At 72.2% G+C, this 25,809-nt stretch carries 23 protein-coding genes; all 23 read left to right on the top strand.

The genetic code is table 11. The annotated features are described in order from the left end of the window. Positions 1–21: 21 nt before the first annotated feature. The 23 genes from H7X46_RS12020 (at position 22) to H7X46_RS12130 (ending at position 25,797) form a co-directional block, all read left to right on the top strand. The gene (locus tag H7X46_RS12020) at positions 22–792 is read left to right on the top strand and encodes an FCD domain-containing protein (protein WP_186359487.1); all 771 of its coding nucleotides are present in this window, start codon (positions 22–24) and stop codon (positions 790–792) included. Positions 793–891: 99 nt separating this feature from the next. After that, complete coding sequence (locus H7X46_RS12025) at positions 892–1,632, top strand: SDR family NAD(P)-dependent oxidoreductase (RefSeq protein ID WP_186359488.1); 741 nt, start codon at positions 892–894, stop codon at positions 1,630–1,632. Positions 1,633–1,676: 44 nt separating this feature from the next. Continuing rightward, positions 1,677–3,311, top strand: coding sequence for a class I adenylate-forming enzyme family protein (locus H7X46_RS12030; RefSeq protein ID WP_186359489.1), 1,635 nt, complete (start codon positions 1,677–1,679; stop codon positions 3,309–3,311). Further along, complete coding sequence (locus H7X46_RS12035; protein ID WP_186359490.1) at positions 3,298–4,212, top strand: alpha/beta hydrolase fold domain-containing protein; 915 nt, start codon at positions 3,298–3,300, stop codon at positions 4,210–4,212. The genes H7X46_RS12030 and H7X46_RS12035 overlap by 14 nt, the downstream gene beginning before the upstream one ends. A gap of 73 nt (positions 4,213–4,285) precedes the next feature. After that, on the top strand, positions 4,286–6,274 hold the full coding sequence (locus H7X46_RS12040) for an NAD(P)/FAD-dependent oxidoreductase (RefSeq protein WP_186359491.1): 1,989 nt from the start codon (positions 4,286–4,288) through the stop codon (positions 6,272–6,274). Further along, positions 6,250–6,792 carry a nuclear transport factor 2 family protein gene (locus H7X46_RS12045; protein ID WP_186359492.1) on the top strand — a complete coding sequence of 181 codons (543 nt, stop codon included), beginning with the start codon at positions 6,250–6,252 and terminating at the stop codon, positions 6,790–6,792. The genes H7X46_RS12040 and H7X46_RS12045 overlap by 25 nt, the downstream gene beginning before the upstream one ends. Then, positions 6,789–7,985 carry an iron-containing alcohol dehydrogenase gene (locus tag H7X46_RS12050; protein ID WP_186359493.1) on the top strand — a complete coding sequence of 399 codons (1,197 nt, stop codon included), beginning with the start codon at positions 6,789–6,791 and terminating at the stop codon, positions 7,983–7,985. The genes H7X46_RS12045 and H7X46_RS12050 overlap by 4 nt, the downstream gene beginning before the upstream one ends. Positions 7,986–8,096: 111 nt before the next feature. Continuing rightward, positions 8,097–8,954: a mycofactocin-coupled SDR family oxidoreductase gene (locus H7X46_RS12055; protein ID WP_186359494.1), complete on the top strand. Its 858-nt coding sequence runs from the start codon at positions 8,097–8,099 to the stop codon at positions 8,952–8,954. A 291-nt stretch (positions 8,955–9,245) separates the two neighbouring features. Continuing rightward, positions 9,246–10,316 carry a TRAP transporter substrate-binding protein DctP gene (gene dctP / locus H7X46_RS12060; RefSeq protein ID WP_186359495.1) on the top strand — a complete coding sequence of 357 codons (1,071 nt, stop codon included), beginning with the start codon at positions 9,246–9,248 and terminating at the stop codon, positions 10,314–10,316. Continuing rightward, positions 10,313–10,873 carry a TRAP transporter small permease gene (locus H7X46_RS12065; protein WP_186359496.1) on the top strand — a complete coding sequence of 187 codons (561 nt, stop codon included), beginning with the start codon at positions 10,313–10,315 and terminating at the stop codon, positions 10,871–10,873. Before dctP ends, H7X46_RS12065 begins: the two co-directional genes overlap by 4 nt. Continuing rightward, positions 10,873–12,156 (top strand): TRAP transporter large permease, encoded by a 1,284-nt coding sequence (locus H7X46_RS12070; protein ID WP_186359497.1) that lies wholly within the window; start codon positions 10,873–10,875, stop codon positions 12,154–12,156. The genes H7X46_RS12065 and H7X46_RS12070 overlap by 1 nt, the downstream gene beginning before the upstream one ends. Positions 12,157–12,256: 100 nt before the next feature. Beyond that, entirely contained in the window at positions 12,257–13,447 is a 1,191-nt protein-coding gene (locus H7X46_RS12075; protein WP_186359498.1) for an acyl-CoA dehydrogenase family protein, read from the top strand. Beyond that, complete coding sequence (locus tag H7X46_RS12080) at positions 13,440–14,255, top strand: enoyl-CoA hydratase/isomerase family protein (RefSeq protein WP_186359499.1); 816 nt, start codon at positions 13,440–13,442, stop codon at positions 14,253–14,255. Before H7X46_RS12075 ends, H7X46_RS12080 begins: the two co-directional genes overlap by 8 nt. Continuing rightward, positions 14,252–15,139: a CoA ester lyase gene (locus H7X46_RS12085; RefSeq protein WP_186359500.1), complete on the top strand. Its 888-nt coding sequence runs from the start codon at positions 14,252–14,254 to the stop codon at positions 15,137–15,139. Before H7X46_RS12080 ends, H7X46_RS12085 begins: the two co-directional genes overlap by 4 nt. Before the next feature lie 127 nt (positions 15,140–15,266). Further along, on the top strand, positions 15,267–16,463 hold the full coding sequence (locus H7X46_RS12090; protein WP_186359501.1) for an acetyl-CoA C-acetyltransferase: 1,197 nt from the start codon (positions 15,267–15,269) through the stop codon (positions 16,461–16,463). Between the two features lie 96 nt (positions 16,464–16,559). After that, positions 16,560–17,687, top strand: a complete 1,128-nt coding sequence (locus H7X46_RS12095) for an NDMA-dependent alcohol dehydrogenase (RefSeq protein ID WP_222131281.1) — start codon at positions 16,560–16,562, stop codon at positions 17,685–17,687. A 62-nt stretch (positions 17,688–17,749) separates the two neighbouring features. Then, positions 17,750–19,096, top strand: a complete 1,347-nt coding sequence (locus H7X46_RS12100; protein WP_186359502.1) for a phenylacetate--CoA ligase family protein — start codon at positions 17,750–17,752, stop codon at positions 19,094–19,096. Next, the gene (locus tag H7X46_RS12105; protein ID WP_186359503.1) at positions 19,093–20,256 is read left to right on the top strand and encodes a CoA transferase; all 1,164 of its coding nucleotides are present in this window, start codon (positions 19,093–19,095) and stop codon (positions 20,254–20,256) included. Before H7X46_RS12100 ends, H7X46_RS12105 begins: the two co-directional genes overlap by 4 nt. A gap of 79 nt (positions 20,257–20,335) precedes the next feature. Next, positions 20,336–20,806, top strand: a complete 471-nt coding sequence (locus H7X46_RS12110; RefSeq protein WP_186359504.1) for a MaoC family dehydratase — start codon at positions 20,336–20,338, stop codon at positions 20,804–20,806. Between the two features lie 11 nt (positions 20,807–20,817). After that, a complete protein-coding gene (locus tag H7X46_RS12115; RefSeq protein WP_186359505.1) occupies positions 20,818–22,749 on the top strand; it encodes an AMP-binding protein in 1,932 nt (643 codons plus the stop codon). Beyond that, positions 22,746–23,909: an acyl-CoA dehydrogenase family protein gene (locus H7X46_RS12120; protein ID WP_186359506.1), complete on the top strand. Its 1,164-nt coding sequence runs from the start codon at positions 22,746–22,748 to the stop codon at positions 23,907–23,909. Before H7X46_RS12115 ends, H7X46_RS12120 begins: the two co-directional genes overlap by 4 nt. Next, complete coding sequence (fabG, locus tag H7X46_RS12125) at positions 23,909–24,655, top strand: 3-oxoacyl-ACP reductase FabG (RefSeq protein WP_222131282.1); 747 nt, start codon at positions 23,909–23,911, stop codon at positions 24,653–24,655. Before H7X46_RS12120 ends, fabG begins: the two co-directional genes overlap by 1 nt. A gap of 11 nt (positions 24,656–24,666) precedes the next feature. Then, complete coding sequence (locus H7X46_RS12130; RefSeq protein WP_186359507.1) at positions 24,667–25,797, top strand: CaiB/BaiF CoA-transferase family protein; 1,131 nt, start codon at positions 24,667–24,669, stop codon at positions 25,795–25,797. Positions 25,798–25,809 lie beyond the last annotated feature (12 nt).

A 25,809-nucleotide genomic window follows, 5' to 3' on the forward strand; every position in this document is an offset into this window, starting at 1 on the left:
CGAGAGGGGAGGGCGCACGAGGTGGCCGCTTCCGAGCGCCCGGTCCGGCGCGGAGCGTTGCCCGCCCACACGGCGCGGCGCATCATGCGGGACTTCCTCGACCGCGGCCTGCGACCCGGCGACGCGCTCGCCGGCGAGGCCACCCTCGTGGAGCGCTACGGGGTGTCGCGGGGGACCCTGCGCGAGGCACTGCGGCTGCTCACCCACCTCGGGGCGGTCACGGTCAAGGTCGGCCCGTTCGGTGGACCGCGGCTCACCACCCCCGGACCCGACGTGGTCGGGAGTGCACTGGGGATGGTGGTGCAGTTCCGGGGGGCCACCCTGCAGACGGTGTTCGAGGCCCGGCTCGCGATCGATCCCGCGGTCGCGGCCCTCGCCGCCGTGCACCGGGACGACACGGACCTGGCGGCGCTCGACGCCTCGGTGGCGGCGCTCGCCTCGGCGCAGCAGCGGCGTGGACCGCAGTACGCCAAGCTCGCCGGGCGGCACATGGTGCGCGTGGCCGAGGCGTCGCACAACGCGATGCTCGCGACGATCGTGCCCGCACTCGCCGCGATGCACGCGTCCGTGCCCTGGCGGTACCCGGCCGGGAGCCGGGTCGAGCTGACCGAGCGCGTGCAGGCCAGTGTCGAGGCGATCCGGATGCAGGACGCCGAGGCGGCGAGCGAGATCACCAGGAGCATGCTGACGCTGCTCATCGAGGACATCGCCTCCAACCAGCGGCCGCAGCTCGAGAGCCCGATCCTCTGGCCCGACGTGGACGAGGTCGTGTCCGGGACCGACGGCGACTGACCCGCGGACGACCTACCCGGCACCCGGTCCCGCGTGGCCTTGAGCTTCGTCCGTGTCCGTGTAATTATGATACTAATTGAGTCGACGTGAGGTAGCACGATGGGTTCACTGGCAAAGAAGGTCTGCGTCGTCACCGGCGCCGGACGGGGGATCGGCCGCGCGATCGCGGCGCGGGCCGCCTCGGCCGGCGGCGTGGTGGTCGTCGCCGACATCGACCGCGCCGCCGCGGACGAGATGGCGGAGGCGTTGGGCGGTGACGCGACCGGCGCCCACGTCGACGTGGCCTCGCGCGAGTCGGTGGACGCGCTCGTCGGCGGGGTCGTCGATCGTTTCGGCCGGATCGACGTCCTGGTGAACAACGCGGGCTGGGACAAGGCCGGCCCGTTCGTCGACTCCGACCCCGCCGACTGGGACCGGATCATCCGGATCAACCTCTACGGCGTGCTGCACACCTCGCGGGCGGTGCTGCCGCTGATGGCCGAGCAAGGCCACGGATCGGTCGTGAACATCGCGTCTGACGCCGGTCGCGTCGGCTCGTCGGGCGAGGCGGTCTACTCGGCGACCAAGGGCGGGATCATCGCGTTCACGAAGACGACGGCCCGCGAGCTCGCCCGCAGCGGCGTGCGCGTCAACTGCGTGTGCCCCGGACCGACCGACACCGACCTGCTCGCGTCGTTCGCGGGGGAGAAGCTGCGCAACGCGCTCGTCAAGGCCATCCCGCTGGGTCGGGTCGGTGACCCGGCCGACGTCGCGAACGCTGTCGTCTTCCTCGCCGGCGACGAGGCCGGGTTCGTGACCGGGCAGACCCTGAGCGTCAGCGGCGGCCTGACGATGGTCTGACCGGCCGGCCCCTCCGCACCACGGAACTCGCAGAAAGGTCAGCCATGAGCAACGAGGCATCAGTGGCGACGGCCGAGCGCCCCGCGCCGGACACCGCGGTCGCGGTGCCGCGGGTCACCGCGACGCTGACCTCGGCGTTCGCCGAGGTCTACCGGCGCTACCCCGACCGGATCGCCGTCCGGTCGCTCGACGGGACCGCCTGCACGTACGCCGAGCTGGGCGCGCGGGCGCGCCGGCTGGCGTCCGGTCTCGCCGGCCTGGGCATGCGCCCGGGGGACCGGGCGATCGTCCTGATGAAGAACCGTCCGGAGAGCATCGTCATCGACCACGCGCTCGCCGCGGGCGGGTTCGTGCGGGTGGCGCTGAGCTACCGCCTGCACGGCCGCGAGGTCGTCGGCGTCGTGCGGGACTGCACCCCGACCGTCGTGTTCGTCGACGACGAGCGCGAGTCCGACCTCGCCGCGGCCCTGACCGAGGCCGGCCTGGACGTGCAGGTGGTGGCGGTGGACGCGCCGCGCACCCGGGGGGCGGTCGGCATCGGCTCGCTCCTCGACCAGCCGGAGATCGAGTCGCCGCCGGTCGCCACCGAGGACCTGGCCTGGCTGCCGTACACGTCGGGGACCACCGGCGAGCCGAAGGGAGTGATGCTCAGCCACCGCAGCCTGCTGGCGTGTGCCCGCAACCTCATGGTGGTCCTGGACGCGATCGAGTCCGACGACGTCGTGTACCACGTGGCCCCGCTGACCCACCTGTCCGGCTACCTGTCTATCCCCTACACCCTGCGTGGGGCCACCCACGTGTGCGTGCCGAAGTTCGAGCCGGCCGAGACCCTGCGCGCGGTCGGCGAGCTCGGCGTCACCGTGCTGCCGATGGTGCCGACGATGCTGAACATGTTGCTGTCCGAGCTGGACTCCGGGGGCTGGGACACCCGGAGCCTGCACACCGTCCTCTACGGAGGATCGGCGATCGCGCCGAGCCGGCTGACCCGGCTGGTGGGACACCTGGGGGATGTCTTCGTGCAGGCCTACGGGCTGACCGAGATCCCGTTCCCGCTCGCGTCGCTGTCCAAGCACGACCACCGCTTCGACCCGGACGGTCCTCCACCTGCCCGGCTGGCCTCGGCCGGGCGGATCACCCCGTTCGTCGAGATCCGGTTGCGGACCCCGGACGGCGGTGCGGCCGCGGACGGCGAGGAAGGGGAGATCCAGGCCCGCGGGGACACCACGATGATCGGGTACTGGAACCGGCCCGAGGCCACCGCGCAGGTCCTGCTGGAGGACGGGTGGGCGGCCAGCGGGGACGTCGGGCGGATGCAGGACGGCTACCTGCACATCGTCGACCGCAAGAAGGACATGATCGTCTCCGGTGGGTTCAACATCTTCCCGGCCGAGATCGAGAACGCCATCGCGGTGCTGGAGGGCGTGGACGAGGTGGCGGTGGTCGGCGTGCCGGACGCCCGGTGGGGCGAGGCGGTCAAGGCCGTCGTCGTGGTCCGGGACGGGTTTGCGGTGACCGAGGCCGACATCGATCGCGTGTGCCGGGAGCAGGTCGCGTCCTACAAGCGGCCGCGCTCGGTCGAGTTCGTCGACAAGCTGCCGAAGACCGGGTCCGGGAAGATCCAGCGCCACGAGATCCGGGCCCGGTACTGGGCGGGGGAGGAGCGCCGTGTCGGCAGCTGAGACTGTGCCGCTCCCGGACGCCCTGCTGGAGTTCCAGCGCACCCTGGCCCCGCCGGCCTCGGGATCCGCGAAGGATCTGCTCGCGGCCTTCGACGCCTACACCAACCAGGGGATACCGGACTCGGTCGAGACCACCCGGGGCCTCCCGATCCGCGAGGTCGACGGTTGGCGGGTCACCGCCGACGTCCACCGCCCGGCCGGCGAGGGTCCCTTCCCGGTCCTGGTCCACCTGCACGGCGGCGCCTGGGTCCTCGGCACGCCGGGCACCCACCGGCGGCTGGCCGGCGACCTCGCCGAGCTGGGCCTGCTCACGGTCGTGGTCGACTACCGCCGGGCTCCGAAGCACCGGTTCCCGGCCGCGGTCGACGACGCGGTGCACGCGGTGAACTGGGCGCGGCAGCACGCGAGCCGTCTCGGTGGGGACCCCGACCGGATCCTGGTCGGCGGTGACTCGGCCGGGGCGAACCTGGCGGCGGCGGCGCTGGCGGCCGGTGGGATCGGACCGATCACCGCGGCGCTGCTGTTCTACGGCGTCTACGACGTGCACCGGGCGCTCCCGGCGCTCCGCCACCTGGTGGGCGGCGACACGCCCGAGACCCAGCTCTACCTCGAGCCCGATGACGCCCGGACCCTGCTCGACGACCCCCGCCTGCACCCTGAGCGGTACTGCACCGGATTCCCGCCGAGCCTGGTCCTGACCGGTGCCGACGACCCGCTCGCCGCCGAGTCGGCCGGGCTCGCCGAGCGGCTCTCGTCGGTGGGCGTGGACCACGAGCTCGTCGTGCTGGCCGGTGCGCCACACGGCATCCTGCAGCTCCCGACCCATCCGGGGCACCGCGCGGGGCTGGACCGCGTCGCGGACTTCCTGGACCGGCGCGGGATCCGGAGCCGCGCCCGCTGACCGCCCGCTGCCGGCCCTCCGGGGCCGCTCCGACGTGTGTGGCCGCCGCGCGCTGCCGCCGGAACGAGGAACGATGGAACAGACCCCGACAGCCACCCCCACCCCGACCGTGCTCGACGCCGTCGGTGACGACGACCTCCGCGCCGCGCTGGCCGAGGCCAACCTCCCGACGCTGCAGCTCGTCCTCGCCCAGCTGACCGGCGAGGAGGACTGGCTGGACGGCGAGTTCCGGCCGACGCGGACGGTGGCGCTGGACGACAACGACACGGCGGGTCTCCCGGCCGGGTCCCGCGCGAGGATCGTGGCGGCGGCCTTCGAGGTCCTGCGGGACGTCCGGGACGGTCGCCGGCCCCTGCCGGCCGCGCCCTCGGACGCGCAGCTGGTCGCGCTCCTGAGCCGTTCGTTGGGCGAGGATGTCCCGCCGGAGTACGGGCCGTCGATGGCCGAGGAGGCGGGGTTCCGTGCCCGGGAGGGCCTGGCCTGGACGGCCGCTCGGCCCGCGGCCGCCGACCGGACGCACGTCCTGGTGATCGGGGCCGGCGCCGCCGGGATCGCCACTGCGGTCCGCCTGCGCGCGCTCGGCATCCCGTTCACCGTCGTGGAGAAGAACGAGTCGGTGGGTGGGGTCTGGTACGAGAACACCTATCCCGGAGCCGGGGTCGACACGCCAGCCCACCTCTACTCGTTCTCGTTCTCGCCGCGGCGGGAGTGGTCGCGGTACTACGCCAAGCAGCCCGAGGTGCTGGAGTACCTCGCCGACACGGCGGCCCGGTTCGACCTGCACCGCCATATCCGGTTCGGTATCCGGGTCCGCGAGGCGCGCTGGGACGACGCGGTCGGGCGCTGGCAGGTCGTGCTCGACGGCCCGCGTGGTGCGCGCACCGAGCTGACGACCGACGCGGTCGTCAGCTGCGTCGGCACCCTGACCGAGCCGGTCGTTCCCGACCTGCCCGGGCTCGAGGAGTTCGCCGGACCGGCCTTCCACTCCGCTCGCTGGGACCACTCGGTCGACCTCACCGACAAGCGGGTCGCGGTGGTGGGCACCGGCGCGACGGCGATGCAGATCGTGCCGGCGATCGCGGACCGTGCCCGGGAGACGGTGGTCTTCCAGCGGACCCCGCAGTGGGTCGTGCCGAACGGCAACTACCTGCGGGACGTGCCCGCCGGCGTCCGGCTGCTGATGGAGCAGGTGCCCTACTACGCCGCGTTCTACCGCCTGCGGCTGGTGTGGCAGTTCCAGGACAAGCTGTTGACGACGCTGCGCCGGGATCCGGAGTGGCCGCATCCCGAGCGGGCGGTGAACGCCACCAACGACCGCCATCGGGCGTTCATCACGCGCGCCATGGAGGAGCAGCTCGGCGAGGACGCCGACCGGCTGCGCGACGTCGTCGTCCCCGACTACCCGCCGTACAGCAAGCGGATCCTGATGGACAACGAGTGGATCCGGACCCTCCGCCGGGACGACGTCCTGCTCGTCCCGGAGCGGGTGACCGAGCTCGACGAGAAGCACGTGCTCACCGCCGGCGGCGACGCGCACCAGGTGGACGTGGTCGTGTTCGCGACCGGGTTCCGTTCCCGCAGGATGCTCGCGACGCTGGAGATCACCGGCCGGGACGGGACGACGTTGCGCGAGACGTGGGGAGACGACGACGCCGACGCCTACCTCGGCATCACCGTGCCGAACTTCCCGAACCTGTTCATCGTCGGCGGCCCGCAGACGACTCCCGCGCACGGCGGCAGCGCGATCTTCGTCGCCGAGTGCGCGGCGAACTACGCCGTCCAGATGATCGTGCGCATGATCGAGGACGGCATCGGCGCGGTCGAGGTGCGGCCGGAGGTGGCCGCCGAGTACAGCGCCCGCGTGGACGCCGAGCACGAGCAGCTGGTGTGGACGCACCCGGGCACGACGAACTGGTACCGCAACGCCCGCGGCCGGGTGGTCAACGCGCTGCCCTGGCGGGGCGTCGACTACTGGCGGATGACCCACCACCCGGACCTGGCGGACTACCTGGTCCGGCGAGCCGACGGGAGCACCTCGTGGACGACCGCCTCCGGCAGCTGATCGACAAGGACGAGATCCGGGATCTCATGGCCCGTTACGCCCGGGCCGTCGACCGCAACGACATGGATCTGCTGCGGGAGGTGTACCACCCGGACGCCTACGACGACCACGGCGACTACAAGGGGGATCTCGAGGGCCTGGTCGGCTTCGTGACCGACCGGGTCGGTGACGTCCCGCAGGTGATGCACTTCCTCGGGCAGTGCCACGTCGAGCTCGCCGGCCCGGACGTCGCGGTGGTCGAGACCCACTTCATGACCGCGCACACCCTCGGCCCCGAGGCGCAGGCCGCCTACGGGATCACCGACGGCGCGGGGTCGCTGCAGCTGTCCATGTTCGGCCGCTACGTCGACCGCGTCGAACGTCGCCTCGGGCGGTGGCGGATCGCCGTCCGCGACACCGTGTTCGAGGCCACCCGGTTGTTCACCGGCACCGTTCCGCCGATCAACCCGGAGTGGGCCCGGTTCCGCCGGGACCACGACGACCCGATCTTCCGGCGGCGGAGGGAGGCTGGGCTGTGACCGGACCCTCGACCGTGCGCGTCTTCGAGCTGCCCCGCACCGACCGGGTCGGATACGGCGCCGGGGCGGCCGAGCTCGCCGGGGACGAGGCCCGCCGGCTCGGGATGACGAGGCCGCTGGTGGTGGCGAGCCGGACGCTGGCCACGACGACCGACGCCGTCGACGAGCTGGCCGCGCGTGTCGGCGCCGCCGGGATCTTCCACGGCGTGTCCTCCCACGTGCCCCGGCCCACCGTGCTCGAGCTCGCGGAACGCTGTCGCGAGCTGGACGCCGACGGCCTCGTCAGCGTCGGCGGGGGATCACCGATCGACGCCGCCAAGGCCGCGGCCCTCTGCATCTCCGAGGGGATCGAGGACGAGGAGGGGCTCGCGGCGCTCCGCGTCCGCTACCGTCACCCCGGGCCGGCGGAGATCCCGGCGATCACCGGTCGGCCGCCGCCCCACCTCGCGCTGGGCACGACGCTGTCCGGCGCGGAGTTCACCTCGATCGCCGGCGTCACCGACCCGGCCCGCGGTGTGAAGGACCTGTTCACCGCCGACGCCCTGTGCCCGGCCTCGGTCCTGCTCGATCCCGAGCTCGCGGCCCACACACCGCGCAGCTTGTGGCTCCCGAGCGGGGTGCGCGCGATCGACCACGTCGTCGAAGGCGTCTACTCGGTGCGCCACACCCCGGTCACCGACGCGGTCCTGCTGGGCGCCCTGGAGATCCTGTCCCGGGACCTGCACCCGAGCTCCGACGATCCGGGCGACGCGGGCCTCCGGAGCCGCTGCCAGGTCGCCGCCTGGATGGCGATCATGCACCTGCGCAACGTCTCCACCGGCCTGAGTCACGGCCTCGGGCACCAGCTGGGTGCGCTCCTGGGGGTCCCGCACGGCGTGACGTCGTGCATCCTGCTTCCGCACGCGATGGACTTCAACCGGGCGGTCACCGCCGGCCGGCAGGCGCTGCTGGCGCCGGCGCTGGGAGTCGAGACCCGCGGCATGGACGACGAGCGGGCGGCCGAGGCCGCGGTGGGTGCGTTGCGCGCGCTGCTCGTCCGGATGGAGGTGCCGACGCGGCTCTCCGACGTCGGCGTCGAACGCCGGCATTTCGCCGCACTGGTCAGGGCGACGCTCGACGACATGATCGTGGCCGGGAACCCACGGCCGGTCACCGCCGACGACCTGCAGGCGGTCCTGGAGGCAGCCTTCTGAACCCGCCGAGGTGAACCGGCAATTGCCGGCACATTCAATGTGCGATATATTTTCTTCTAGTATAATAGTTCCGGATCGTGAAGGTCTCGTGCTCACGGAAGGACACCCAACATGGGTCTACTCGACGGCAAGGTCGCGCTCGTGACCGGCGCGGCCCGCGGCCAGGGCCGCGCTCACGCCCTCACCTGTGCCCGCGAGGGCGCCGATGTCATCGCGCTGGACACCGACAAGCAGCTCGCCTCGGTGCCCTACGGGATGGGGACGGCCGAGGAGCTCGCCGAGACCGCGAAGGCGGTCGAGCATCTCGGCCGCCGGGTGCTGACCGCGCGGGCCGACGTACGCGACCAGGCCGCGGTGGACGACGCCGTCGCCTGCGGTCTGTCCGAGTTCGGGCAGATCGACATCCTCATCGCCAACGCCGGCATCTGGACCCGCGGCGCGTTCTGGGAGCTCAGCGACGACCAGTGGGACGAGATGATCGGGGTCAACCTGACCGGGGTCTGGCGCACGGCCAAGGCCGTCGCTCCGCACATGATCGAGCGCCAGACCGGATCGATCGTGATCATCGCCTCGGCCAACGGCCTCGAGCCGGGGGCGAACTACGCGCACTACTGCTCCGCCAAGCACGGCGCCATCGGCTTGATGAAGAACATCGCGCTGGAACTCGCCCCGCACGGCATCCGGGCCAACGCCATCTGCCCGGGGGCGATCGAGACGCCCATGACCGACCACCAGGCCGTGTACGACATGTTCGCGGGTCATGAGGGCGGTACCCGCGAGGACAAGCTGGCGGGCGGCTACCACTTTCACGCGCTCAAGGGCGCCACGTTCCTCGATCCGCAGGTCATCGCCGACGCTGCGCTCTACCTCAACTCGCCCCTGGCGTCGGCGGTCACCGGTGTCGCGCTCCCGGTCGACGCCGGCCACATGATTCTCACCGGTCTCAACATGGCACCGGTCACGGGCTGAGCCACGGTTCCCACTGGTCGTGGGGCCGGCCCGTGCGGACGACGGCGACGGCCGGCCGCCGACGACCGCACCGGTCGTGATGCTTCTCCCGGATCGCACTCGGAACCCGTGCGCTGCCGTGGCAGATCGTGCATAATGCTCGATATATCTGGATCTGACCGTCGTGAGTCCGAGCGTGCCCGGCACGGCAGATCTCGAGAACGGCGCCACAACGATGCGGTGCCACCCGCGTCCCCCGGACGTGCCGACAGCACACGGTGGGGCGTGGGAGGCCCGGGAAGGTCTTCACCCGTGCACATATCGCCCCCGGCGAGAGGAATCCTGATCGGGTTGCTCCTCGCCCTCTGCCTCGTCCTCACCGGCTGCGGGGCCGGTCAGCTCCGCTCCGCCGACGGCACGTACCACCTGTCCGTCGCCGACTTCTTCCCGAACGGGCACGTCATCTCCGTGAACGGTGCCCGCCACTTCATCGCCCGGGCCGAGGAGCTCAGCGGCGGCACGGTGAAGTTCGACTACTTCCCGGCCGCGCAGATGGGCGACGCCGAGAACCTCGTGGACCTGACCCGGGCCGGTGTCGTGGACGTCGCGACCGCCGTACCGGCGTACGTGCCGGCGAAGCTCCCGCTGTCCGGTGTGGCCGACCTCCCCGGTGCCACCACCGATGCCTGTGACGGGTCGCTGGCCTTCGAACGGCTGTCCGCGCCGGGCGGAATCCTGTGGGAGAAGGACTTCACGCGCAACGACATCCGACCGCTGTTCGTGGCCGTCCTCCCCGGCTACGAGGTGATGACCCGCACCCGCCCGGCGCTGACCCCGGCCGACGTGCGGGGGATGACGCTGCGGTCCTCCGGCGGCACCGTCGACCGTGCGATCAGTGCCGCCGGGGCGGCGCCGGTGTCGATGTCGTCGACCGACACCTATCTCGCGGTGTCCCGCGGCACCGTGGACGGCCTGGTCTTCCCGCCCCTGAGCGCGTCGCCGTACCGGCTCGGCGAGGTCGTCGACCACATCACCCAGGGTGCGAACCTCGGCGCCGGCAGCATCACCTACTCGGTGAGCGAACGCGTCTGGCAGCAGCTGCCGCCGGAGGTCCAGCAGGCGCTGGAGCAGGCGGGCCGGGAGACGACGCGCCACCTGTGCCAGCAGGTGACGCGGAAGAACGCCGAGGCGCTCGCCGGTATGGCCCGGGACGGGGCGCGGGTGCACACCCTCACGCCCCAGCAGCGCGCGGCCTGGGCGCGTGAGATGGACACCGTGACGGCCACCTGGCGGTCCGAGATGGAGAGCGTCGGGCTGGCCGGCGACGCCGTGTACGCCGAGATGACCCGGGTCATGGCCGAGGTGCGGGAGGAGCGCCGATGAGCACGCCCGTCGAGACGACGACGCCCGACGGCGGCGTGCCGGCCCGGTCCGGCGCCTGTGCGGCCGGCCGACGGCTGGAGGGGGTCGCCACCGCGGTGAGCGGCACCGCGCTCGTGCTCATCGGCGTGGTGACGATCGCCGAGGTCGTCATGCGGTACGTGGTCGGCGCGCCGCTGTCGTGGGTGCTGGGTCTGATCACCGACTACCTGCTGCCGGCGATGTTCTTCTTCGGACTGTCCTACGCCTACCGGACCGGCTCGCATGTCAGCATCGACTTCCTCCACCGGACGTTCCCGCCTCGTGTGCGCCGCGTGGTCGACGTCATGGGGACCGTCCTCGCACTGGGGCTGTTCGTCCTGCTCGGCACGGCCGGGCTGCTCAGTACCCACGACGCATGGTCGGCCGGCGAGATCCCGCCGCCGGGCGGTGCCGAGTTGCCCTTGCCGACCTGGACGTCGCTCGTCCTCATCCCGCTCGGCGTGCTCGTGCTCGTCGTCCGGATCCTGCACACCCTGATCTCGCTCGTCCGTGGCGAGCAGCCCGAGGAGGACCGGTAATGCTCGCCGTCGGAGTCATCGCACTCATGTTCGTCCTCATGCTGTTGCGGATCCCGGTGGGCTTCGCGATCGGGATCTCGGCGGCCGTGGGGCTCTGGGTCCACGGCGGGACCCCGGTCCTGCTCGGCGTGTTCGAGACCGCACCGGCCTCGGCCGTGACCGAGCACGCGCTGGTGGCGATCCCGCTCTTCCTTCTCATGGCCCAGTTCATCCTGCGCAGCGGCGTGGCGGACCAGATGTTCGACGCCGCCCGGGTCTGGGTCGGGCGGACGCCGGCGGGGCTCGGTGTCGCCACGACCGGTGCCGGCGCACTGTTCGCCGCGATCTCCGGGTCGAGCACGGCATCCGCCGCGACGTTGGCGTCGACGTCGATCCCGCAGATGCGGGCCCAGGGCTACGAGACCCGGCTCGCGAGCGGGCTGGTCGCGGTCGTCGGCACGCTCGCCGCGATGATCCCGCCCAGCGTGGCGCTGATCCTCTACGCGATCCTCGCCGAGCAGAGCGTGGGGGAGATGCTGGTCGCCGGTGTCGTGCCGGGGATCCTGGTCGCCTTCGCGATCGTCGTCGCGACCTGGGCCATGGTCTGGCGGAACCCTGATCGCGCGCCACGTGGCTCCGGCTACCCGATGCGGGAGAAGCTGGCGAGCCTCGGTGGGCTGCTCCCGATCCTCCTGCTGTTCGTGCTGGTCACCGGCACGATCTTCTTCGGGGTGGCGACTCCCACCGAGGCGAGCGCGCTGGGGGCGCTGGGGGCGCTGCTGATCGGACTGTACGGGCGGAAGCTGCCGGGGCCGGCGCTGCGGACCTCCGTGCTCGAGGCGGTGTCCACCTCCGTGATGCTCCTGATGATCATCGTCGGGGCCTACCTGTTCAGCTACTTCCTGACCGCCACGCAGGTCACGCTGGACCTGGTCGCCTGGGTCGAGGCGCTCGCGGCGCCGCCGCTGGCGATCTTCGCGGTGATCGCGCTCGGGTACCTGGTGCTGGGCTTCTTCATGGACCAGGCGGCGATCCTGGCGTTGACCGTCCCGATCGTGTTGCCGGTGGTCGAGGCCCTGGGTTTCGACCCGGTGTGGTTCGGCGTCGTCCTCGTGGTCCTCGCCGAGATCGGCCTGGTCACGCCGCCGCTGGGCCTCAACGTGTTCGTCGTCGCCCGGACCACCGGGCTCGCGGTCGAGGACGTGTTCCGTGGCTCGGTGCCCTATGTGGTCGCGATGCTGCTGGTGGTCGTGCTGTTCACCCTGGTGCCGGGCATCGTCCTGTGGGGGCCCGCACTGATGTAGCCGAGGCGGGGCAGCACTCTCGACGACAGACGACATTTAATATATTGTGCGAGTGCGGCGGCGAGGCCGCACCAGGCCGAGCAGAGGAGCACGACCCCCGATGGACACGCCGCTGGTCGAGACCGTCCCGGCCGAGGACTTCGCGCACATCCGGGACCAGGTTCGCGACTTCGTCCGGAACGCGGTCGTCCCCCGCGAGCAGGAGATCGCCGAGAGCGACGCGATCCCCGCCGACATCCGCGAGCAGGCCGCCACGATGGGCCTGTTCGGGTACGCGCTGCCCGAGGAGTACGGCGGTCTGGGGCTGGCGATCACCCAGGACGTGGAGCTGGCGATGGAGTTCGGCTACACCGCGCTGTCGTTCCGGTCGCTGTTCGGGACCAACAACGGCATCGCCGGGCAGGTGTTGGTCGGGTGGGGGACCGAGGAGCAGCGCAAGCGCTGGCTGGAGCCGATGGCCGAGGGCCGGGTGATCGCGTCGTTCGCGCTGACCGAACCCGAAGCCGGGTCGGACCCGTCGGGGATGCGCAGCACCGCCACCTGGGGTGACGGTGGATGGACGATCGAGGGCCAGAAGCGGTTCATCACCAACGCCCCGCTGGCCGACCTCCTGGTCACCTTCGCCAAGGTCCGCGGCTACTCGGCCGACGACGAGGGGAAGGTCGCGGTCTTCCTCGTCCCCGCGGACGCCCCGGGCGTCACGGTCGGGCCCAAGGACCGCAAGATGGGCCAGGAGGGCGCCTCGACCTCGGACGTCACCTTCTCCGGGGTCCGGGTCGGCGCCGACGCGCTGGTCAGCGGCGAGGTGCGGGCCGGGTTCCGGGCCGCGATGAGCGTGCTGGCCCGCGGCCGGGTGCACATCTCGGCGCTCGCGATGGGACTGGCGCAGCGGGCGGTCGACGAGTCGGTCGCCTACTCGGCGCAGAACCGGCAGGGCGGTGTCCCGACCGGGGAACGGCAGCTGGTGCAGGCCATGCTCGCCGAGCAGCAGTCCCTCGTGCTGGCCGGGACCGCGATGGTGCGCGAGACCGCGCGGCGCTACCTCGACGGCAGCGACCGCCGGCTCGCCCCGTCCGCCACGAAGCTGTTCTGCACCGAGGCCGCCGGCCGGGTCGCCGACCTCGCCGTCCAGGTGCACGGCGGCAGCGGCTACATGCGCGAGATGCCGGTGGAGCGGATCTACCGCGACGTCCGGTTGCTGCGGCTCTACGAGGGCACCAGCGAGATCCAGAAGCTGATCGTCGGCCGCGAGCTGATGCGGCGCGAGAACGAGAGGACGGCACGTGGCTGACCGATACGACCGGTTCCCGAGCCTGCGGGTCGACGGGCCGGATGAGAACGGCGTCGTCGAGCTGGTGCTCGACGCCCCGAACCTCAACGCCGTGAGCGAGGACGCGCATGCCGAGCTCGCCGAGGTCTGGCGGGAGTTCGACGCCGACCCGGCCGTCCGCGCCGTGCTGCTGCGCGGGGAGGGCAAGGGCTTCTCCGCCGGCGGGTCGTTCGACCTGGTCGAGAAGCTGTCCACCGACTTCGCCGCGCGCAGCCGCACCATGCGCGAGGCCCGCGACCTCGTCTACAACGTGCTCGACTGCACCAAGCCCATCGTGTCGGCCATGCACGGTCCCGCCGTGGGGGCCGGCCTGGTCGCCGGCGTGCTCTCCGACGTCTCCGTGGTCTCCGCCCGCGCGAAGATCGTCGACGGCCACACCCGGCTCGGCGTGGCCGCCGGGGACCACGCCGCGATCTGCTGGCCGCTGCTGTGCGGGATGGCCAAGGCGAAGTACTACCTCATGACCTGCCGGCCGCTGTCCGGTGCGGAGGCCGAGCGGATCGGGCTCGTCTCGCTGTGCGTGGACGACGACGCCGAGCTGCTCCCGACCGCCCGTGAGGTCGCCCGCGAGCTCGCGCTCGGGGCGCCGACGGCGATCAGCTGGACCAAGCAGTCGCTCAACAACTGGTACCGGCACGTCGCCGGATCGATCTTCGACGCCTCGCTCGCGCTGGAGTTCTACGGCTTCGGCGGCCCCGAGGTCCGCGAGGGTCTCGCGTCCCACCGGGAGCGCCGCGCCCCCGACTTCTCAGGAGGAAACCCGCAGTGAAGCCCTACCGTTCGATGCTGTTCGTGCCGGGACACAAGGCGTCCTGGGCCGACAAGGCGATCGCGTCCGGTACCGACGCGGTCATCCTGGACCTGGAGGACTCGGTCCCGGCCGCCGAGAAGGCGGACGCCCGCAAGATCGTGCGGGAGACGATCGGGCGGCTGCACGCCGAGGGGGTGCGGGCCGACGTCTGGGTGCGGCCCAACCCCTACGACAGCGGCCTGTTCGGCACCGACGTCGAGGAGATCGCCGTCCCGGGCCTCGCCGGGCTGTTCCTGCCGAAGGTCTTCTCGGCGGAGGAGATCGTCCGGATCGACGCCGTCGTGTCGCACGTCGAGACGCGCGAGCAGCTCGAGGCTGGCTCGGTCGGTCTGATCGTGAGCTTCGAGACCGCGGAGTCCATGGCGCACTGCGAGGAGATCGCCGCCGCCAGCCCGCGGGTGTCCAGCCTGCTGGGGGCGACCGGGCCGAACGCCGATGTCGGCCGGGCGCTGGGCTTCGAGTTCACCCCGGAGGGGCTGGAGTCGCTGTACCTGCGCAGCCGGATCGTGCTGGCAGCCCGCGCCGCCGGGCTGCACCACCCGGTGACCGGGGTGTGGCAGGACATCAAGGACGTCGACGGCTTCCGCCGCTTCGCCATCGACGCCCGCCGGCTCGGCTACCGCGGCATGGTGTGCATCCACCCGTCGCACGTGGCGCTGTCCAACGAGCTCTTCACGCCGTCGGACGAGGTCGTGGCGTACTCCCGCCGGATGATCGAGGCGTTCCGGGCCGCCGAGGCGCAGGGCAGCGCCGCCGTCGACTTCGAGGGCCAGCACGTCGACATCGCCCACGTGAAGACCGCCGAGGGGATCATCGCGCTCGCCGACGCGCTCGAACGCTGAGTTCCGACCCGCCGGGCCCCGCCGGAGTGTGAGCGGGGTCCGGCGTTCCATCCCCGCGGCCACCACGGTGGCGGGCACCGAGCCCTCCACCACAGCCTGACCCGATCTCGACCCAGGAGGTGGATCCGTGCGCCGCGCGGCCATCGTCAGCCCCGTCCGAACCCCCGTCGGCGCCTTCGGTGGCGCGCTCCGCTCCGTGCCCGTGGAGGACCTGGCCGCCGCGGTGGTCACCGCCGTGGTCGAGCGTTCCGGGGTCGACCCCGAGCGGATCGACGACGTGGCGTTCGCCCAGTCGTACGCCAACTCGGAGACCCCGTGCGTCGGGCGCTGGGCCGCGTTGCACGCCGGGCTGCCGATCTCGGTGCCGGGTTTCCAGACCGACCGCCGCTGCGGCAGCGGGCTGCAGGCCCTGGTCACGGGCGCGATGATGGTCCAGACCGGGGCCAGCGACGTCGTGCTGGCCGGCGGGGTCGAGAGCATGTCGAACATCGAGTACTACTCGACGACGGCACGCTGGGGCGCCCGTGCGGGCACCGTGTCGCTGTACGACCGGCTCGACCGGGGCCGGGAGCGTTCGCAGCCGGTGCACCGGTTCGGCCGGATCTCCGGGATGATCGAGACGGCGGAGAACCTGGCCGAGCGCTACGGCATCACCCGTGAGCAGGCCGACGAGTTCGCGGCGGGCAGCCAGCGCAAGGCGGCGGCGGCCCAGGAGGCCGGCCGGTTCGACGACGAGATCGTTCCGATCTCCGTCCCGCAGCGTCGCGGTGAGCCCACGGTGGTCGACCGGGACGAGGGCGTGCGCCCGGACTCCACCCCGGAGAAGCTGGCGAAGCTGCGCACGATCACCCCGGGCGGGACGGTGACGGCGGGGAACGCCAGCCAGCAGAACGACGCCGCGGCGGCCTGCCTCGTCGTCGCCGAGGACGCGCTGGACGAGCTCGGGCTGGAACCGATCGCCTACCTCGAGGGCTGGGCGGCGGCCGGGTGCGACCCGGCGACGATGGGCATCGGTCCGGTCCCGGCGGTGGCGAAGCTGTTCGGCCGCACCGGCCTGTCGTTCGACGACCTCGACCTCGTCGAGATCAACGAGGCGTTCGCCGTCCAGGTGCTCTCCGTGCTCGCCGAGTGGGGCTGGCACGACGCGGAGCGGCTCAACGTCAACGGCTCGGGGATCTCGCTCGGGCACCCGGTGGGCGCGACCGGGATGCGCATCCTGACGACCGTGCTGCACGAGCTGCGCCGCCGCGGCGGGCGTCGTGCCCTGGAGACCATGTGCATCGGTGGCGGTCAGGGGATGGCCGCCTCGTTCGTCGCGCCCTGATCTCGGCGCCGGCCGGGCGTGCGGCGAGCTTGAACTGTTACACATAATATATTACGTTTGAGCCACACGCTGGCGTGATCGACGAGGGAGACAGCAATGGTGCGCACCCGCGGTGTCGTCGTCCGAGAAGTTCCGGGCAAGTTCGAGGTGGTGGACCTCGACGTCGAGGATCCGCGGCCGGACGAGGTCCAGGTCGAGCTGGTCGCCTCGGGCATGTGCCACTCCGACGACCACCACGTCACCGGGGACATCCCGCCCGCGATGTTCCCCTTCGCGCTCGGGCACGAGGGTGCCGGGATCGTGACGAAGGTCGGCGGGCCGAACCGCAAGGGGCTCCGGGAGGGCGACCACGTCGTGCTGTCGGCGATCCCGAGCTGCGGCAACTGCCGGTGGTGCATGACCGGCCGGCAGAACCTGTGCAACCTGGCCGCCGGGATCCTCGCAGGCCCGCGCTGGACCGACGGCACGTTCCGGCTGCACGAGCCGGACGGCACGCCGGTGGGTCAGCACTGCGGGATCTCCACGTTCGTCGAGACCACCACGGTGTCCGTGGACTCCTGCGTGAAGATCGACGACGACATCCCGCTGGAGGTCGCCTGCCTCGTGGGCTGCGGTGTCAGCACCGGATGGGGCTCGGCGGTCAACGCGGCGGGTGTCCGGCCGGGCGACACCGTCGTTGTGATGGGCATCGGCGGGATCGGGATCAACGCCGTGCAGGGAGCCCGGCACTGCGGCGCCGGTCAGATCATCGCCGTCGACCCGGTCGAGATGAAGCGGGAGAAGGCCCAGGAGTTCGGGGCGACCCACGCCGCGTCGTCGATGGAGGAGGCCACCGAGCTCGCCAAGCAGTTCACCGACGGCCAGGGCGCCGATGCGACGATCGTGACCGTCGGCGTCATGCGTCCCGAGTACGTGACGCAGGGGCTCGCCGCGACCCGCAAGGCCGGGACCTGCGTGGTGACCGCGGTCGGGGCGGTCGGTGAACACGCGGTGCAGATGAACCTGCACGAGCTCACGCTGGCGCAGAAGAGCCTGGTCGGCGCCCTGTTCGGGGCCACCCAGAGCACCTGGGACATCCCGCGGCTGCTGCAGCTGTACCGGGCCGGGGCGCTGAAGCTCGACGAGCTCGTCACCCGGACCTACTCGCTCGACGACATCGCCCAGGGCTACCGGGACATGCACGACGGCAAGAACATCCGCGGTGTCATTCGCTACCGCTCGTGAGCGGGTGTCGCGGCCGGGCGGGTGATCCGCACGCACGAGCCCCACGAAGGAGGGCCATCCCCATGCGTCCGTACTCCGCCACGCTGTGGAACGAGATCGAGGCCGCGCCCCCGGACGAGGCCCGGCGGGTCCAGGACCGGCAGGTGCGCGAGCAGATCGCCTACCTGGCCGCGCACAGCGCGTTCTACCGGGCGAAGTTCACCGAGCACGGCGTGGACCCGGACGCCGTCCGCGGGACCGACGACCTCGCCGGCCTGCCGTTCACCGAGAAGCAGGAGCTGCGCGACAGCCTCGCCGCGCACCCGCCGCTGGGCAGCCACGTCGCGGCCGAGCCGGACGAGATCGTGCAGATCCAGGCGTCCTCGGGGACGACCGGCAGCCCGTCCTACGTCGGGCTCACCGCCGGCGACGTCCAGGTCTGGTGCGAGCTCGGCGCCCGCGCGCTCTACGCGAACGGGTTCCGGCCCGGGGACCGGCTGCTGCACGGCTTCGGGATGAGCAAGGGGTTCGTCGGTGGCCTGCCGGTCGTGCAGATCGCGCAGTACATGGGGATCGTCGACATCCCGGTCGGTGCCGAGGCCGGCGCGGAGCGCCTCCTCCGGGTGGCCGCCGACCAGGCGCCGAACGCCCTGATCGGAACCCCGCACTTCCTGGCCTACCTGGCCGAGCAGGCACCTGCGATCGTGGGCCGGCCGGCCCGGGAGCTGAACGTCCGGACGATCAGCGTGGGTGGCGAGCCCGGCGGCGGGATGCCCACGGTGCGGGAGAACCTGGAGGCCCTCTGGGGCGCGACCTCCCGGGAGATGCTCGGCGGCACCGACATCGCCTGCACCTACTGGGGCGAGTGCGCGGAGGCCGCCGGCATGCACTTCCTGTCGCCGGACCTCATGGTCGCCGAGCTGATCGACCCGGACACCGGAGACCGGGTGGAGCCCGTCGAGGGCGCGAGCGGGGAGCTGGTCTACACCGCCCTGCAGCGGCGGGCGTCGCCGCTGCTGCGGTTCCGCACCCGCGACCACGTCGTCGTGACCGGGACGGACTGCCGGTGCGGGCGCACCGGATACAAGGTCCGCTGCGTGGGCCGGACCGACGACATGCTGATCGTGCGCGGGATCAACGTGTTCCCGTCGGCGGTGAAGGACCTGGTCAACGGGATGCGGCCGGAGGCGACGGGGGAGATGCGGATCCGCCCCGACTTCGACGGGCACTCCACCCAGAAGCCGCTGCCCGTCGTCGTCGAGCACGCGGCCGGGCTCGACGCCGAGCGGCAGGAGGCCCTGCGCCGCACCGTGTTCGACCGCGTCCGGTCGGCGCTGAACATCAGCACGACGGTCGAGCTGGTGCCGGAGGGGACGTTGAAGCGACCCGACCACGTCAAGGTCGCCCTGGTCGAACGGCTGTCGTCGTGAGCGGGCGCGCGGCCGCGCCGCTGGACGGGATCACCGTCGTCTCGCTGGAGCAGGCGATCTCGGCGCCGCTGTGCACACGTCACCTCGCCGACCTCGGCGCCCGGGTGATCAAGGTCGAGAACCCGGGGATCGGGGACACGGCCCGGCACTACGACGGCGTCGTCCGCGGCATGGCGGCCCATTTCGTGTGGCTCAACCACGGCAAGGAGTCGGTCGCCCTCTCACTGACCGACCCGGAGGACCGGGCCGTGTTCGACCGCGTCCTGGCCCGGGCCGACGTGTTCGTCTCCAACCTCGCGCCGGGCGCGCTGGGCCGGCTCGGCCTGGCCCCGGACGACCTGGTGGAGCAGCACCCGCGCCTGATCGTCGTCGACATCTCCGGGTACGGGACCGGCGGGCCGCTGGACCACAAGCGGGCCTACGACCTGCTGGTCCAGGCCGAGGGCGGGTCGTGCGCGATGACCGGCACGCCCGGCCACCCCGCCAAGTCCGGGGTCCCGGTGGCCGACGTGGGCACCGCCCTGTACGCCTACTCCGCGGTTCTCGCGGCCCTCTACACCCGCGAGCGGACCGGCCACGGGACCGTCGTGCCGATCGCGATGCTCGACGTCGTCGCCGAGATGACCGGCTTCGCACTCAACACCGTGCTGCACGGCGGCGACGAACCCGAACCGGTCGGGATGGGGTCGCCGATGGTCGCCCCGTACGGCGCCTACGCGACCGCCGACGGGCAGACCGTGGTGCTGGGCACGACCAGCGACCGCGAGTGGCGCCGGCTCGCCGGCGACCTGCTGGGCGACGCCGAGCTGGCCGCCGACCCCCGCTACGCCCGCAACGCGGACCGGGTGGCCTGCCGCCGCGAGCTGGACCGGATCGTCGGTGCCTGGTGCGCCGAGCGGACGCTGGAGGAGATCCAGCGGCTCGCCGACCGGGCCGGCATCGGGAACGCCCGGCTCAACGCGGTGCACGACCTCGCCGGACACCCGCAGCTGGCCGAGCGGAAGCGGTGGCGGGAGGTGGGCACCCCGACGGGGCCGGTCCCGGCCCTGCTGCCGCCGGCGCTCGGACGTGACTGGCCGACCCGGGACGGCCGCGTCCCGGCGCTGGGGGAGCACACCGAGGCGGTCCGGGCGGAGTTCGCGACACGTCCGGATTGCTGACACATAATATATTGTGTAATGTCGCAGTGACAGCGGACGACCCGCGGCGACGCCGCCGCGCCGAGCGAAGGAACCACGCATGAGCGGTCTGTACTTCGAGGAGTTCGAGCCGGGCCAGGCGATCGAGCACTCCACCCGCCGGACGGTGACCGAGACCGACAACGTGCTGTTCAGCACGCTGACGCTCAACCTCGCCCCGCTGCACCTCGACGCCGAGTACTCGAAGAACTCGATCCACGGGCAGCGCCTGGTGAACAGCCTGTTCATCCTGGGGCTCGTCTCGGGCATCACCGTCCCGGAGACCACCCAGGGCACGACGCTGGGCAACCTGGGCTTCAAGGAGATCAACTTCCCGAAGCCGGTGTTCCACGGCGACACCATCCGGGTGCGCACCGAGATCGTCGACAAGCGCGAGTCGCGCAGCCGGGACGACTCCGGGATCGTGACCTTCCGGCACCTGGGGATCAACCAGCGCGACGAGGTCGTCTGCGACGCGGTGCGGGTCGGGCTGATGATGAAGCGCCCGGCCTCCGAGCAGACCGGGTCCTGAGGAGGTCCACGATGACCCCAGCCTGGGTGCCCGACGACGCGCACCTGCGTCGCAGCCGGCTGCTCGACGCCGCCCGCCGGTGGGGGTATGCCGGGACCGCGGAGCTGCATCGCGGGTCGGTGGAGGACCCGGAGACGTTCTGGCCGCGCGCGGTCGAGGACCTCGGGGTCACGTTCAGCGAGCCGTTCGAGCGGGTCCTGGACGAGTCCGAGGGCCGGCCCTTCCCGCGCTGGTTCCCCGGCGGCCGGCTGAACGTCGCGGAGCTCTGCGCACACCGGCACGCCACCGGCCCGGGCGCGGGAAAGACCGCGGTGGTCTACGAGGGCGACGACGGGCAGCGCCGCACCCTCACCTACGCCGAGCTCGACGAGCAGGTTCGCCGGTTCGCGGCCAACCTGGCGCGGCTCGGGGTCGGGCGCGGTGACCGCGTCGTGCTCTTCCTGCCGGTCGTCCCGGAGGCGACCGTGGCGTTCCTGGCGATCGCGATGCTGGGTGCGGTGTCGGTGCCCGCGTTCACCGGCTACGGGGCCGAGGCCGTGGCCACCCGGCTGCGGGAGTCCGGTGCGGTCGCGATGATCACCGCCGACGCCACCACCCGGCGCGGGAAGCGGGTGGAGCTCAAGGCGATCGCCGACTCCGCCGTCGCGGCCGCGCCGTCGGTGCGCGCCGTCGTGGTCGTCCCGCACCTGGGACACGACGTCCCGATGACCCCGGACCGCGACCACTGGTGGGACGGGCTGGACCCGGTCCCGCCGCCCGTCGAGACGGTGGCGACCGGGTCGAACGATCCGCTGTGCATCGTCTACACCTCCGGCACGACCGGACTGCCCAAGGGCATCGTCCACTCGCACGCCGGGTTCGCGGTCAAGACCGCCGTCGACTTCGGCTACGGCTTCGACGTCCACGACGACGACGTCGTCGCCTGGATCGCCGACCTCGGCTGGCTGGTCGGCCCGATGCTCATCGTCGGCGTGCTGCAGCTCGGCGCCACCGTCGTGTTCACCGAGGGTGTGCCGACCCACCCGCGGCCGACCCGGCTCTTCGAGATCATCGAGCGCAACGGAGTGACCGTGCAGGGCATCGCGCCCACCGGTGCCCGCGGGATCCTGGCCGCCGGTGTCGAGTCCGCCGAGGGGCTGGATACCCTGCGCATGTTCGTCTCCACCGGTGAGGCCTGGGACGAGCCGACCTGGCGCTGGCTGTTCGAGGAGATCGGGCAGCGGACGCGTCCGATCGTCAACTTCACCGGCGGCACCGAGGTCGGCGGCGGGCTGCTCATCAGCTACCCGTTCGCGCCGATGGGGCCGGCGAGCTTCACCGCGGCCCTGCCCGGGGTCGACGCGGCCGTGTTCGACGCCGACGGCGAGCCGGTCACCGGCTCGATCGGTGAGCTGGTCGTCCGCAACACCTTCCCGGGGATGACCCACGGGTTCTGGGAGGACCGCGAGCGCTATCTCGCCACCTACTGGGACCGGTGGGACGGTGTCTGGGTGCACGGCGACCTGGCCAGCGTCGACGCCGACGGCGAGTGGCGGCTGCACGGCCGGTCGGACGACACGATCAAGGTGTCCGGCCGCCGGATCGGCCCGGCCGAGATCGAGGCCGGGGTGCTGCGGGACCCGCGCATCGCCGAGGCCGCCGCGATCGGCGTTCCCGACGAGCAGCGGGGACAGCGCATCACCGTGTTCGTCGTCGTCCGCGAGGGCATCACCGCCGACCCGGACGAGCTCACGGCGACCGCCGTCGCGAACGTCGGCCGGTCGTTCGCGCCGACCCTGTGCATCGTCCCCGCACTGCCGAAGACCACCAACGGAAAGATCATGCGGCGCGCGATCCGGTCCCGGTACCTCGGTACGCCGACCGGTGACCTGTCCTCGCTCGACGCCGCCACCTCGCTCGACGACATTCCCGTCCTCGAGCAGTCGCAGAGGAGTACGTCATGACCGCCACCGAGCCGTCCGACCTGGAGCTGATCCGCAGCACCGTGCGCGGGCTCGCCCGCAAGTTCGACTGGGACTACTGGCGGCGCTGCGACGCCAACCACGAGTACCCGTGGGAGTTCGTCAAGGCCTTCGCCGAGGGCGGCTGGCTCGGCGCGATGATCCCCGAGGAGTACGGCGGCCTGGGCCTGGGCATCACCGAAGCCGCGGTGATGATGGGTGAGATCGCCGCGTCCGGGGCCGGGATGAGCGGCGGGTCGGCGATCCACTTCTACGTCTTCCCGCCGGCACCGATCGTGCGCCACGGCTCGGAGAAGATGAAGCGGGAGTGGCTGCCCAAGCTGGCCGCCGGTGAGATCCTCTGCGCGTTCGGTGTCACCGAGCCGACCGCGGGCGTCGACACCTCCCGGATCACCACCCGGGCCGACAAGGTCGACGGGGGCTACGTCGTCAACGGGCAGAAGGTGTGGATCACCAACGCGCAGAACGCGCACAAGATCCTGCTGCTGGCCCGGACCTCGCCGCGGCGCGAGGACAAGCCGCTGCACGGCATGACGCTGTTCTTCACCGACCTGAACCGGGACCGGATCACGGTCAAGGAGATCGAGAAGCTCGGCCGCGCGGCGATCGACTCCAACGAGCTGTTCATCGACAACCTCGAGGTGCGCGACGACGAGGTCGTCGGCGAGGTCGACAAGGGCTTCTACTACCTCATCGACGGCCTGAACCCGGAGCGGATCGTCGTCGGCATGGAGGGCATCGGCCTGGGCCGCTCCGCGCTGGAGCTCTCCACCCAGTACGCCAAGGACCGGGTCGTGTTCGACCGGCCGATCGGCAAGAACCAGGCCGTCGCGCACCCGCTGGCGGACTCGTGGATCCGGCTGGAGGCCGCCGAGCTGGTCGCGATGAAGGCGGCCGCGCAGTTCGACGCGTCCGAGCCGTGCGGCGAGCTGTCGGCGGCGGCCAAGTTCCTCGGCGCCGAGGCCGGCTTCGAGGCCTGCGACCGCTCCATGTCCACCATGGGTGGCTACGCCTATGCCAAGGAATACCACGTCGAGCGGCTGTGGCGAGAGGTCCGGCTGCTCCGCAACGCGCCGTTCTCCCAGGAGATGGTGCTGAACTACATCTCCAACCAGGTCCTGAAGCTGCCGAGGGCCTACTGATGCCGGGGCTGCTCGACGGCCAGGTCGCCGTCGTCACCGGCGGGGCGCAGGGGATCGGGCTCGCGATCGCGGAGGCGATCACCGGGCACGGCGGCCGGGTGCTGGTCGCCGACGTCGACGGGGACAAGGCCGCCGAGGCCGTCGCCCCGCTGGCCTCCGCCGGTGCCGAGGTGGCCGCGGTGGCCTGCGACGTGACGTCGGCCGCCGACCAGGAGGCGATGATCCGGTCCTGCGTGGACCGGTTCGGCCGGGTCGACCTGCTGGTCAACAACGCCGGCGTGACCCGGGACGGCTACATCGCGAAGCTCGACGAGTCCGACTTCGACGCGGTCGTGGGCGTCAGCCTCAAGGGTGCCTGGCTGGGCACCCGCGCGGTCGCTCCGCTGTTCCGCGAGCAGCAGGGCGGCGGCATCGTGAACATGTCCTCGCTGTCGGGCAAGGTCGGCAACCCCGGCCAGACGAACTACAGCGCGGCCAAGGCGGGCCTGGTCGGCCTGACCAAGGCGTCGGCCAAGGAGATGGGCCGGTTCGGGGTGCGGGTGAACGCCGTGCAGCCCGGCCTGGTACGGACGGCGATGACCCTGGCCATGAAGCCCGAGGTGTACGCGGCGAAGGAGGCCGAGGTCCCGCTCGGCCGTGCGGGTACCCCGGAGGAGGTGGCGGGCGCTGTGGTGTTCCTGGCCTCGCCGCTCGCGTCGTACATCACGGGCTCGGTCATCGAGGTGACCGGCGGCCGCGGCATCTGAGGGGACTCGCCATGGAGGAGAAACCGGGCCCGCTGGCCGGCGTGCGCGTCGTCAGCCTGGCCGGGATGGGACCGACCCCGTTCGCCGGGATGCTGCTCGCCGACCTCGGCGCGGAGGTCGTCCGCGTGACCCGCCCGCCCAACCGGGCGGGCCGGGCGCTCGGGCAGACCGAGGGGCTGGCCGCCGAGCACGACCTCGCCAACCGCGGGGTGACCTCGGTGGCCCTGGACCTGAAGACGCCGGCCGGGATCGAGAAGGTCCTCGCGCTGGTCGCCGCGGCCGACGTGTTCATCGAGGGCTACCGGCCCGGGGTCACCGAGCGGCTCGGCCTCGGCCCCGAGCAGGTCCAGGCCCGCAACCCGGCCGTCGTGTACGCGCGGCTCACCGGGTACGGGCAGTGCGGTCCGCTCGCGCGGACCGCCGGGCACGACATCAACTACGTCGCGCAGACCGGGGCGCTGCACGCCATGGCCCGGGCCGGCGAGGCCCCCCGCCCGCCGATCAACCTGCTCGGTGACTACGCCGGTGGCGGGCTCGTGGCGGCGTTCGGCATCGTCTCGGCGGTGCTGGAGGCCCGCTCGTCCGGGCGGGGGCAGGTGATCGACGCCGCGATGGTCGACGGGGTCGCACTGCTCACCGCGAAGATCCAGGGTCTGCGGGCCGCCGGCCGGTACGACGACGAGCCGGGGACCAACTACCTGGACTCGGGCGCCCCGTTCTACGACACCTACCGGTGCGCCGACGGCGGCTACCTGGCCGTCGGCGCGCTCGAGCCGAGCTTCTACGCGGAGTTCGTCGGCCGGCTCGGCGCCGACACCACGGACTGGCCCGAGCAGGACGACCGGTCACGCTGGCCCGAGCTGCGCCGCCGGATCTCCGACGCGATCGCCGCCCGCACCCGCGACGAGTGGGCGTCGGTCTTCGAGGGCACCGACGCCTGCGTGACCCCCGTGCTGACCTTCGACGAGGCCGCCAAGCATCCGCACAACGTGGAACGCGGCCTCTACTCCGACGTCGGGGGCACGCTCCACCCGGCACCGGCACCGCGGTTCGACCGCACCCCCGGGCGGGCCCCCGAGCCGCCGACCGACCGCCTGACCGGTGTCGAGGACGTGCTGGCCGCCTGGTCCGGGACGGCGTGACCCCCACCCCTT

The sequence above is a fragment of the Pseudonocardia sp. C8 genome (assembly GCF_014267175.1).
GTDB lineage: Bacteria > Actinomycetota > Actinomycetes > Mycobacteriales > Pseudonocardiaceae > Pseudonocardia.